Origin of the sequence: Leptolyngbya sp. NK1-12 (assembly GCF_032598965.1) — a bacterium.
In the GTDB taxonomy this organism is placed as follows: domain Bacteria; phylum Cyanobacteriota; class Cyanobacteriia; order Elainellales; family Elainellaceae; genus Elainella.
Genome location: NZ_CP053586.1, coordinates 4,159,938 through 4,172,303, shown reverse-complemented (window position 1 = coordinate 4,172,303; position 12,366 = coordinate 4,159,938). Strand labels below are relative to the sequence as shown.

The 12,366-nt window shown below is 51.1% G+C and carries 7 protein-coding genes; 3 read left to right on the top strand and 4 right to left on the bottom strand.

The features are described from left to right. Nucleotides 1–21: 21 nt before the first annotated feature. Complete coding sequence (locus HJG54_RS17690) at nucleotides 22–879, bottom strand: SDH family Clp fold serine proteinase (RefSeq protein ID WP_035996331.1); 858 nt, start codon at nucleotides 877–879, stop codon at nucleotides 22–24. Between the two features lie 1,331 nt (nucleotides 880–2,210). On the opposite strand from HJG54_RS17690, the gene HJG54_RS17685 reads away from it, so the two are divergent. Further along, nucleotides 2,211–3,305: a hypothetical protein gene (locus HJG54_RS17685; RefSeq protein ID WP_316430333.1), complete on the top strand. Its 1,095-nt coding sequence runs from the start codon at nucleotides 2,211–2,213 to the stop codon at nucleotides 3,303–3,305. Between the two features lie 250 nt (nucleotides 3,306–3,555). Here HJG54_RS17685 and HJG54_RS17680 read toward each other — a convergent pair whose 3' ends face one another. The 3 genes from HJG54_RS17680 to HJG54_RS17670 form a co-directional block, all read right to left on the bottom strand. Next, nucleotides 3,556–5,325 carry an NAD+ synthase gene (locus HJG54_RS17680; RefSeq protein ID WP_316430331.1) on the bottom strand — a complete coding sequence of 590 codons (1,770 nt, stop codon included), beginning with the start codon at nucleotides 5,323–5,325 and terminating at the stop codon, nucleotides 3,556–3,558. Nucleotides 5,326–5,453: 128 nt separating this feature from the next. Continuing rightward, nucleotides 5,454–7,148 (bottom strand): ABC transporter substrate-binding protein, encoded by a 1,695-nt coding sequence (locus HJG54_RS17675; RefSeq protein ID WP_316430329.1) that lies wholly within the window; start codon nucleotides 7,146–7,148, stop codon nucleotides 5,454–5,456. 88 nt (nucleotides 7,149–7,236) lie between these two features. Then, nucleotides 7,237–8,253, bottom strand: coding sequence for a sulfate/molybdate ABC transporter ATP-binding protein (locus tag HJG54_RS17670; RefSeq protein ID WP_316430327.1), 1,017 nt, complete (start codon nucleotides 8,251–8,253; stop codon nucleotides 7,237–7,239). A gap of 219 nt (nucleotides 8,254–8,472) precedes the next feature. Between HJG54_RS17670 and HJG54_RS17665 the strand changes: the two genes are divergently transcribed. Both HJG54_RS17665 and HJG54_RS17660 read left to right on the top strand, forming a co-directional pair. Next, a complete protein-coding gene (locus tag HJG54_RS17665) occupies nucleotides 8,473–9,033 on the top strand; it encodes a phosphoribosyltransferase (RefSeq protein WP_316430326.1) in 561 nt (186 codons plus the stop codon). Nucleotides 9,034–9,704: 671 nt separating this feature from the next. Next, nucleotides 9,705–12,254, top strand: a complete 2,550-nt coding sequence (locus HJG54_RS17660; protein ID WP_316430324.1) for a glycogen/starch/alpha-glucan phosphorylase — start codon at nucleotides 9,705–9,707, stop codon at nucleotides 12,252–12,254. The last annotated feature ends 112 nt before the right edge of the window (nucleotides 12,255–12,366 follow it).

The window sequence follows — 12,366 nt, the reverse complement described above, 5'->3', positions numbered from 1 at the left end:
TGGAAGATAGGATGCAAGCCACTACTTGGTGTCTGCGGCTTCGGGTAAGGGCCGTGGCTGATAGGGCATGGGAATGTACTGAACCGAGGGGCGTCCGGTCATAGGTTGAGGATACAACTCCATGAGATTGTAAATTTCTAGAGGCAGTCCTACCGTAATCGGCAAACCCAATTCCTTGGCTTCTTCAACTAGGATGGGATAGTCGTGGGTGACTCGGCCTGTGGTCAACGCCTCAATAATCCGGTCAATATTTTCTGGATTGATTTTCTGCTGCGGCACCTCATCCTCTAGTAAAGCACGCACAAACCGCTGCACTTGTCGGATTGCTTTGCGGGCAATATCGGCTGTGATCAGAGTCTGGTCATCGATATCACTCACGGGTTTATCTTCCACTACTCGCAACACACTAGCCGCTGGTGTATTGCCAAGCTGAGGATCGACCGGACCAAGGACAGCATTTTCATCCATGACGATTTCGTCGGCTGCCATGGCTAGCATGGTGCCACCACTCATTGCATAGTGGGGAATAAATACAGTCACTTTGGCGCGGTGACGCAGCAAGGCTCTAGCAATCTGTTCGGTAGCAAGTACTAGCCCGCCGGGAGTATGCAGAATCAAATCAATCGGCACGTCGGGGGGAGTCAGACGGATGGCTCGCAGCACCTGTTCGGAATCCTCAATATTGATAAAGCGAGAGAGGGGAATCCCCAACAGGCTAATGGATTCTTGACGGTGAATCATCAGGATCACCCGGCTGCCGCGCTGTTGCTCCAAGGCTCGAATGGCTGCTAGCCGACGAGATTCTACGATCCGCCGTTGAATGACCGGCTGCAACGAAGAAATGAGAATGAAGATCCCAAACAGGTCAAAAAAGCTCATGCAGACTCCTTCCCGATTCGGCACATCAAAGGTGATTAACGGTAACTAACACCCTGAAGTAGGAAAATGATGACCTTCAGGTGCCAGATCTGCCAATCATTAAAGCGGACAGACCGCCAAACAAAAACTACCTAAAGAGGAATCATACAGGGGTTTTTAGCTGAAAGCGAGGGGAAGGCAAGCCAGTTGTCAGTTCCTGTAATGTAGGCTCACTTAGGCTGTATAACCTCAAGTTTTGCTTGGTCGGTCTAGTAAAGTTGGGAACTTGTATTGATTGCTCAACATAAGTCTAGATATACAGCAATTTATCTCGTAAACCTATATATTAAACAGCCCATGCAGCAACTATTCGAAACTTTATCCGCTCAATCTATCCTTTTTGTTCCTTTAGCAATTCTTAGAATCGTAATTCAATCTGTTAACCCGTAAAGATCGCAACGTAGGCTTGGTAAGGCAATGGTTAAGCTATCAGCGGGAGTATCTGCGACTAAACCCTGATCTTCCTATACTTCGGTGGCTTTACAGATTCTGATCTATTGAATCAAATCTCAGTAAGTTCACCATCAACAGGCTTAATGGCTGAGCTGGGAGTATCAAGTGGCTAAAGCCTTTTTAATCCATCGTTTCAGCCAATAAAGGCAGCTAAAATCGTGCAGATCTTGAAGAAACTTTAAGCAATTTCGACGTAGCTTCACTAGATCTTTATAGTGCTATTTGCTACGAGTTTGAATAATGTATTTAGATAGTTACGGGATATTACGGTCTTACTCAGTAGTATTTTGTCTTAGTTGTGTTCTCCTGTGTAGTGTTTTGCGAGAATTACCAGTTTCAAGCGGATGGACGATGAAAGACCAAGTCGCAGATCAGGCTAGTAGGGCGAATCCCTCAAACCAAGTCCGCTCAACCAGTTAATCCAATGATTTGGCGCTCCTGTAGTCCTGGCGTTCTGCCGGTGGTGAACCAGATGGTTGCGCTCTGCCCACAGAACGCGCAGGCATTCGCTCGATGGATTAATTAGGCTACCTTGCTTTGGGTGGCCCTACTGAAGCTGAGCAATCTTGGCGCTATTGACTAGATGGTAGGCCAGCTTTGAACGGGCTGCTAATTTAGCCCTGACCATTTTGCTTTTGTTTTTCTGATTCTAATTTTTCTGATTTTGGTGCTTTTGCTTAGATTTATCTAACCGCTGGAGGGAGGCATCTATCCTGCTAGCGCACCCATTTCTGCTGACTAAACTTGCTGTCGGTTCAGGGTGGGTTAGAAGTGCCACACTTCTGCGCCAGTTTTGTTTTATCTAGCCCAACCCCTTAGCTCGAACAACAAAGGAACTCATGTTGAAACCAACCCGAATTGCTGATACAGCTTCAGTCAATCAGTTGATTAAGCTATGGGCAGCTCGATATATGCCCGATTTATCGGTTCTGCCGGCTGAGAAGGGGCAGTTTCCCATCGCTAGCTTAATGGAATACGCAACTGAAGCAGGGCGATCGCAAACGGTTGAACAGGCAAGGCGACTGCTGAAACTCCACTGCCAAATCGCTGGATTAAAGACCAACTCGCTTTTCTCCTACCTCCCCAATATCGTCAACTTAGCCGAAGCACGTCAGTTGGCTGACTCGGTTGAGCAGGTCTATAGCACTATGCTGGAGGTGTATCTGCAACAGCCGCCTCCTAGCCGCTATCTCCGCTTCATGACTGTCTCTAGCGATGTGTTCAGTAGGCTGGCGCTCTCGGCGCTAATGTTGCCCACCATAATTCAACTTGCCGAGGCTGTAGAACCCGCCATACTTCAGCTTCAAGCCCAGCATCTGTGTTCTTCCAATCGCCGATCGATTGGATTTATGACAACACAGTTTCACTTCAGTACGCGAGAACTGCTGAAGCACCTATCTCCTTGCGAACAGGTGTTGCTTTCACCCTATCTCAAGTTTGTAGAAGAGCAGGTCTGTATTCCGTGGCAGCGGATTTGTCAGGCTGCAGAACACTACTCAACGGTTTCGCCAACTTTCGTTTTGGTTGAGCAGATGTTACCGAATAGCCAGACGATTGCAGAGGAGGTATACCGGCAGGCTAGTGGTCTTCATGGTCAGTCGTGCAGTCAGCGCGGAGCGTTTAGCAATCCAGAGATTGCTGCGTCCACGATTCGCGACCTAAATATGATTCAAGCCTACTTGTGGCTCTGCCTGCTAGAGAATGACCTGACCCCGATTGAGCAGGAGTTGTTGCCGCTCTGTCAAATGGTGTTTCCAACTGTGGGAGTAAGCTGGACCTTAGTTGAATCAGTCCTCCAGCTTCTAGTCCAGGAGATTCAGGCGCGAGTTAAGCCAGATCAGCTGAGCTTGCTGCTCCCCTACACGCGGGCACTGCAAGCCCGGTTTGCAGCTGGTGTTCCAGAACTGCCTGAGAAGAAATTACTTTATCTATAGAAAAACAATGTGACAGGATTGACAAACAATCGACCTATGGGCGTCATACGGTGGCCCTATTCTAAATCTCATAGGTTTCTAGCACCATCCTCAGACCAATTCATTTCCCCGGTTTCCGACGCCGGGGTTTTGCTTTTGTCTCAGTTTTGAGTCTTGGTGGCTTAGTCTGTGCGTGTTCGGTGACGCAGTGGAGCTGGGGCACGTGGTTTTGAGTTTTGAGTTTTGAGTTTTGAGTTTTAAGTTTTAAGTTTTAAGTTTTAAGTTTTGGTGGTGAGGTCGGCATTATTGGGTGTTCGTGAGTCGGTAACCAACGGCTGGCAATCGGCATCCGCCACCCCGTACCAAAGGCACGATCGGTGATTTTGAGGCCGGGTGGGGCCTGTTTGCGTTTGAACTCGGCTCGTGTCACTAGCTTGATCACCTGATCGACGGTAGCTGCATCCTGTCCAGATGCAACAATCTCGGCGGGAGACTTGTGTTGCGTAATAAACTGACAGAGAATGTCATCTAAAATGTCGTAGGGCGGTAGCGAGTCTTGATCAACTTGACCCGGCTTCAGTTCAGCACTGGGCGCTTTGGTGAGAATCGAGGCTGGAATCAGTTCTGACTGGGCAGGGTTTGATCTGGGATTGAAGGAAGGTTCTAATCCTGAAGTGCTCTGGCCTGTTTGATTCAACCAGCGGCAGATGGAGTAGACCCGCGTTTTGGGTACATCGGCAATAGCGGCTAGACCTCCGTTCATGTCGCCATATAGGGTGCAGTAGCCGACGGCCAACTCCGATTTGTTGCCGGTAGAAATCAGCAGATGCCCAAATTTATTTGAGATTGCCATCAGCAAATTGCCGCGAATCCGGGACTGGATATTCTCCTCGGCTAGGCCAAACTCAGTGCCGGCAAATAGCTCTGCAAAGGTCTGATCGTAGGCTTTCATCAAATCGCCAATTGGCAAAATTTGGGTTTGGATCCCAAGGTTTCTTGCTAGCTCCAGCGCATCCTTGATCGAATGATCGGAACTGTAGGGAGATGGCATCAGCACACCCAGCACATTGTCTACCCCTACCGCCGTCGCCGCGATCGCCGCTACTAGAGCCGAATCAATACCGCCGCTCAGACCCAGCACCACTTTTGAGAAACCGCATTTGCGCACATAGTCGCGGACCCCCAGCACCAGAGCTGCCCAGATTTCAGCATCTGCCGTTGCGGGTTGGGGCGCAATCGATCCGGCACAAAGGTCGCCCTTCTCTGGGTCAAACTCCACAATCACTAGATCTGAGGCAAAGGCTTGACCGCGACACACCAGGTCGCCCTGCCGGTCAAATCCGACACTACTGCCGTCAAAAATCAAATCATCGTTGCCGCCCACCTGGTTGGCGTACAAAATTGGCTGTCCGTAGGTTTGGGTAGCCTGCCGCAAAATTGCCTCTCGGAGCTGCTGTTTAGAAACGCTGTAGGGAGAAGCCGAGAGATTGACAATCAAATCGACTCCGGCTGCTACCAGTTCGGCGAGGGGATCAATAGCGTAGTTGCGCTTGCCCCAGAAAGTTTCATCGTTCCACAGGTCTTCGCAGATGGTGACGCCAATCCGCACGCCATCTAGGGTAAAGGCGCGACTCTGGCTGCTGGGTTCAAAGTAGCGGTCTTCGTCAAAGACATCGTAGGTGGGCAGCAGGCGTTTGTGAAAGAACTGCTCGATCTGGCCGTTTTGCAGCAGGGCTGTACTGTTGAATAGGGGTTTGCCGCCAGTTTGAAATGCGTGCGGATTGGGTGTCACCGTGCCAACTAAGACCGCTATCTCTGTCGGTAGGGCCTGGGCAAGCTGAGTCAGCATGGCCGCCATTTCGGCTACAAAGGCAGGCTGCATCAGCAAATCACGGGGTGGATAGCCGCAGAGGGAGAGTTCTGGCGTCAGCAGCAAGCGCGCTCCCTGAGCTGCGGCAGTTTGAGCGGCGCTTAAAATCTGCTGGGTGTTGTACGACAGATCGCCGATGGTGGGGTTGAGCTGGGCAATGGCAACTTTCATAGCCGGCAAGAGGTTGTCCGAAGATTATGTAACGATTATTCAACTGTATCGATTGCCAGCAAACTGTATCCAGGAGAGCTGCTCCCTGGGCTAATGTTCCCCTTGCCCATCACTTCAATGTTGGACGATTACTTTTTGATTTGCCAGAAGAAAAACTGCTGACTGGGCTGAATTTCTACGCCTTCGACATCATTTTGGGCAAATACATAGTCCTTGTCTTGCCAGAGGGGAATATAGGGCACATCTGCGGCCAGCAGGTCTTGTAGTTCTTCAAATTGCTGTTTGCGAGCAGCCGGGTCTTGTTCGGATCGCTGTTGTTGAATCAATTGATTGGCTTTTTCGCTGTAGTAGAAAGATCCGCCAGTTTGGCTTTGCCCTGATTCACAGCCGGTGGTGGCGCTGCCCTTCTCACAGGACATGAACGGTTCAATAAATGTGTCGGAATCGAAATAGTCGGGGTACCAGTCGAGCAGCACAGAAGGATAGGTGCCCTTATCCAGGTTGTCAAACAGGGTAGCGGCTTCTACGCTTTTTGGTTCAATCACCACCATGCCGTCCATCTCTTTTTCAATGGCGGCCTTAAGCGTATTGGCAACCAGATTGCGCTTGGTTGAGCTGGAGGAATACCAGATTTCTAGCGTCAGCGGATTGGACGCAGAAATGCCCGCCTCGGTGAGGAGCGCCTTAGCTTTTTCCATGTTGCCATCGCCATACTGGTCTTTGAATACGGGCTTGTATTCGGCAGAACTAGTAGACAGCAGACTATAAAGCGGTTCGGCCTGCCCCTGAAACACCCGCTCGTTCAGCAGCTCTCGGTCGATCATGGCAGCGATGGCCTGCCGGACTCGGACATCATCCAGCGGCTTGCTCTTCTGATTCAGCACCAGGTAATTCACCACATTCGATCCAGCTTCGATCACCTGCCAGCCGCTAGACTGGGCGTTTTTCACCAAATCTCGAATTTGATCGGGATCGAGGGTTTGATAGGCCACATCGATGCCGCCGGTCTTAAAGGTGTTGTAGAGGTTGGCTGGACTGGCAATAATCTGGATGTCAACCCCTTGGTTAGCAGGTTTTTCGCCCCAGTAGTCGGGGTTGGGATCAAGGCGGATGGTGTCGGGGGAGAACTGGGCCAGCTTGTAGGGTCCGGTGCCCACAAAGTCATTGGGTTTGAATTTGCCCGCACCAATTTCATAGGCTTTGGGCGAAACAGGCGTCGTGCCATAAAAGGCCAGCAGCGATGGAAAGGCAGAAAATGGCTGATTGAGTTTGATGGCAATTTCGTTCTCGCCGGTCGCTTCGATCGATTCCACCCGGTCTGCCAGCAAAAAGGTAGCCCGCCCCTCGTTCTCCATAAACCGCTTGATGGAAAACACCACGGCTTCGGCGTTGAGTGGCTCACCATCGTGAAACTTTACGTCAGTGCGTAGGGGAATCGTATAGGTCAAGCCATCTTCGCTCACCTCGGGCAGCGCAGTTGCGAGCTGGGGCACGAGTTGGGTGGTGCCGGGTTGGTAGGTATAGAGCCGGTCGCCCAGATTTTGCAGCAAAATTCCTGGGAAAACTTCGTAGGCATCAGCTGGATCCAGGGTGCGGGCTTCCAACGTCGTGCCAATCGTTACCCGGCCATCGCCTGTGGCTCCGGTGGCCGGAGTGTTACCTGTAGAGGTAGACTGCCCCCCGCCGCAACTCACGGTCAGCAGCAAACAGAGGCTAAACAGCCCCACAAGCCGCAGTACCCGTTCACGCCGCAGCGCCGACCACCATTGGCGCAGCTTGCTGCTCTGCAAATTTCTCTGCATCCCATCCACTAAATTTTTCATGCCAACCCTCTCCACCTTACTCAGAATCGGCTAGTTCTCTGCATCAGCATTCAACTATAGCAGGCATAAAGCAATCCTAAATTTCAAATCAAATCGAATAAAACAGAGGAAAGGCTTTGGCTCCCTTGGGTTTTACGTAAACGCGCTGCTGTGGTTCTAGCTGAAGGGTGTCGAAGCGGTCGCGGGACAGGTGAGCCGTCACTACCTGACTGTCATCCAGCGTCAGCTCGGCCTGCACCTCCCAACCCAAATGGATCAAGCGGCTAATTCGGGCCGGTACGGTTGTTTCGTCAGGTTGCAGCTCAATCACCACATCGTGGGGGCGCAAAAACATTTCGGGATGGGCCGATTCAATACCATTCGTTTGAAATAGACGCGATGTACTGGGCAGCACGTTAACCGGGCCGATAAAGCTCATGACAAACGGGCTGGCCGGATGGTCATACACCTCGGCGGGTGTGCCAACTTGCTCAACTCGGCCGTGATTCATCACTACAATTTCGTCGGCCACCTCCATTGCTTCCTCCTGATCGTGAGTGACAAACACTGTGGTTACATGCACTTCATCATGCAGCCGCCGCAGCCAAACTCTCAGGTCTTTGCGCACTTTAGCATCAAGGGCACCAAACGGCTCATCCAGCAGCAGCACCTTGGGTTCAACCGCCAGCGCTCGTGCCAGCGCCACCCGTTGCCGTTGCCCACCCGAAAGCTGAGAGGGATAGCGATTGCCCAACCCTGACAAATGCACTAGCTCCAGCAGTTCTTCGACGCGGCGCTTGACTTTAGGCCGAGGCATCCGGCGGATATCGAGACCAAAGGCAATGTTTTGCCGCACGGTCATGTGTTTGAACAAGGCATAGTGCTGGAACACAAAGCCGATGTTCCGGTCTTGTACCTTTTGCTGCGTGGCATCCTGTCCGGTCAACAAAATCCTGCCGCTGTCCGGGGTCTCCAACCCGGCAATAATCCGCAGCAAAGTCGATTTCCCCGATCCCGATGGTCCCAACAACGCCACAAGTGAGCCAGTCTCGATTTCCAGATCGACCTGGTCTACCGCCTTGAAGTCACCAAACTGCTTCGATACTCGTTCCACAACAATACCCACCGCAATAGCCCTCCTGCCTATGACTTGCGCATGACCTGAACACAATCGATTGCGATCGACCGGCAACCAAACCCTAGTTCCCCGATGCGATTACTGTAGAATATCATGACTCGTTCGATCTCGATCCCTTGATCTAAGGCTGCAAAACTTTTCTACCTCCCAAACCCGCCACAGTTGGTATGATGCTTTTCATCTTCCGCAACATCAACCGCATCGGCCATGTCAGACCTCCATGTTTCCTGGACGGAATACCACCAAAAAATTGAGCAGCTTGCCGCAAGGATTTATCAGTCGGGCTGGGAGTTCAACCAAATTATCTGTCTGGCTCGCGGCGGGCTGCGAGTCGGCGATATCCTATCCCGGATTTTTGATTTGCCGTTGGCAATTCTGGCAACATCGTCCTACCGGGGGCCGGGCAAGCAAAGCCGCAGTTCGCTGACGTTTTCCCGCGATCTAACCATGACCACCCCCAACTTGGGCAGCCATGTGCTGTTAGTAGATGACCTGGTGGATTCGGGTGAAAGCCTTAAGCGCACCTTAACTTGGCTAGATCGGCACTATGGCTTTTATGTTGATGAGGTTCGCACAGCAGTCCTGTGGTATAAAGCTTGCTCTATGATTGCGCCGGATTATTACGTGGACTATCTCAGCGACAACCCTTGGATTCATCAACCCTTTGAAGTTTATGAACACATGAACCTGGCTGATTTAGCCATTACTACTTCCGGGGAAATGACAGCGACATCGGTTGCCGATGAACCAATTGATTTAATTTCTTGAGATCAATGTTGATGTTGATTGGATTGACCCAATTTGGTTAGTGAGTTGTGTGTATAAATCTGCTTCAAGTATTGCCATTCATGACGTTACTGCAACAACTCACCCACTCGAATCGATTGGCAATACAATAGCAATACATGTTGTTTCTAGGACGTTTTGAAGAAATCTCCGAGGATATTTGCTTGGAGTGAGACCTGGAGTTATTAACCCATAATCTGTAACGTTTTTTGTGCTTTTTTGCGGCATGACTCTACCCGCGCGCGCTAAGCTTTAGCTTTCGCAGGATTGCGCTAGATTATCCTAATCTACAAGAGCTGATGTTTTCTTAATCCCTCAGCTCAGGTGGAGTGTTTTTGCAGGTCTCTTGCCGCTCTCAAGGGTGCTTACCACCTATTCGAAAACTCGTCAGAGTTTCTGAATTTCAAAGCCCCGAAGGGGTTTTTGGACAGGCTCTTAATGTTGTCTTTATGCTGTAGCCAGCAATTATAAGGCATCGTGAGTTCAATTCTGGGAACAATGACGAGACAATTGCCGAACAGTTATTAAACAACCACCAAACAATTACTAAGAATTGCTTAAGCCTTTGCTTGATGTAATCTTAAACACGAATCCTTGTCATTCAAGGTTGTAGTGTGCATTAGTTTAGGTGAACCATCGCTCAACTTCAGCTTATGACCAGTCACCCAACAGACCTTTGTGCTCATGTACATGTAGAAGACGACCGCACAGGTACGACGGTCTCTACACTCAAGCGGGCACTCGCCGACAATTTATACTACATCCAAGGTAAAGACGAAACCTTTGCCACCCTGTACGACTACTACATGGCGCTGGCCTACACGGTACGGGATCGTCTGGTGCATCGTCGGATTAAAACGGCCCAGACCTACTACGAGAAAGATGCCAAAATCGTCTATTACCTCTCTGCTGAGTTTCTCATCGGTCGCCTGCTGCTCAACAACCTGATCAACCTGGGGCTGTACGACCAGATCCAGCAAGCCTTGAAAGAATCTGGCCTCAATCTAGAGGACTTGATCGACCGCGAAGAGGAGCCAGGTCTCGGCAACGGAGGCTTGGGTCGGCTCGCTGCCTGCTTCCTCGATTCATTGGCCACGCTGGAAATTCCTGCCATTGGCTACGGTATCCGCTACGAATTCGGCATTTTTGACCAGTTGATCTGCGATGGCTGGCAGGTCGAACATCCTGACAACTGGCTGCGCTTCGGCAATCCCTGGGAAATTGCCCGCCCCGACTATATGGTCGAGGTCAAATTCGGCGGCCATACCGAAGTTTATATAGACCAAGAAGGCAAGACCCGCAGCCGTTGGTCGCCCCGCATCACCGTATTCGGCACCCCTTACGATACGCCTGTCCCTGGCTATGGCAACAATACGGTCAACACCCTACGCCTCTGGTCGGCCAGAGCAGGCGAAGACTTTGACTTTCACGTGTTCAATGCGGGCGATTATACCCAGGCGGTAGCAGCCAAGACTTTCTCAGAGAACATCTCGAAAGTGCTCTACCCCAACGACCACACCCCCCAGGGCAAAGAGCTACGCTTGCAGCAGCAATATTTCTTTGTGTCTTGTTCATTGCAGGATATCATCCGGCTGTATTTGCGCAAGCATGACAACTTTGATGCCTTCCCAGATAAGGTGGCGATTCAGCTCAACGATACCCACCCGGCCATCGGTGTAGCGGAATTGATGCGGCTGTTTCTCGACGAGCATCAGCTTGAGTGGCACTACGCTTGGGATCTAACCCGTCGTACCTTTGCCTACACGAATCACACCCTGCTGACCGAAGCCCTGGAGCGCTGGCCGGTTAGCCTGTTTGGTCGTCTGTTGCCCCGCCATCTAGAGATCATCTACGACATTAACCAACATTTTCTCGATGAAGTGCGGCTCAAGTACCCCGGTAATACGGCGAAACTAGCCCGCATGTCGCTGATCGAAGAGGGGCAAGAAAAACAGGTGCGCATGGCCCATTTGGCCTGTGTGGGCAGCCACACGGTGAATGGTGTAGCTGAGCTGCATACCGAGCTGATCAAGCAGGACTTGATGCGGGATTTCTATGAGCTGTGGCCAGAAAAATTCCAGAACAAGACCAACGGCATTACGCCCCGCCGCTGGCTGCTGATGAGCAACCCCAGTCTGGCTCACCTGATTAGCGAAAAAATTGGCGAGGGCTGGATCAAAGACCTGGATGAGCTACGCAAACTCGAGGTGTTCGTTGATGATCCCCAGTTCCGTGCCCGCTGGCGGCAGATCAAGCAGGAAAACAAAATCAATTTAGCGACTTACATCCAGCGCAACAATAATTTGGAAGTGGATGTAAACTCCCTGTTTGATGTGCAGATCAAGCGGATTCACGAGTACAAGCGGCAGCTCCTCTGCGCCATGCATGTCATCACCCTCTACAATCGCTTGAAGGCCAATCCCAGGATGGACATGCTGCCCCGCACGTTTATTTTTGGCGGCAAGGCAGCTCCAGGCTACTTCATGGCGAAGATGGTGGTGAAGCTAATCAACTCGGTGGCCGAGGTGGTCAACAACGATCCAGATGTTGCCGGACGCTTGAAGGTGGTGTTCTTGGCCAACTATTCGGTATCGTTGGGTCAGTTTGCCTATCCGGCTGCCGACCTGTCTGAGCAGATTTCTACAGCAGGCAAGGAAGCCTCTGGGACGGGCAACATGAAGTTCTCGCTCAACGGCGCATTAACGATTGGCACTCTGGATGGCGCGAATGTAGAAATCCGCGAAGAGGTAGGCACTGAAAACTTCTTCCTGTTTGGCCTCACCGCTCAGGAAGTAGTGGATCTAAAAGCGCGCGGCTATAAACCCACCGAATACTATCAGTCCAATCCAGAGCTGAAGCTGGTGATCGACCAAATGGCCTCTGGGTTCTTCTCGCCCAAGGAGCCGGGACTGTTTATGTCGATTGTGGATTCTCTGCTGCATAGCGACGAATACATGCTGCTGGCTGACTATCAATCCTATGTGGACTGTCAGGAACGGGTAAGCGAAGCCTTCCGCGATCAGGACAACTGGACCCGGATGTCGATCCTCAACGTGGCTCGGATGGGCAAATTCTCCTCTGACCGCACGATTGCCGAATACTGCCGCGATATTTGGGATGTGGAGCCGATGCCGATTGATCTGGGCACCTATTCCCAAGCGGAAGCCGGATTGAAAGTAACCAGCATTCCGGAAACCACCTAAACGCTGATTGGACCGCCAAACCGACAGCTCAATCAGTCCTACCATCCCTTTTCAGACATCTGAGAGGGGATTTTTTTAGTTCGTCGTTTGCTTTCATAGTTCAGGATTGGGA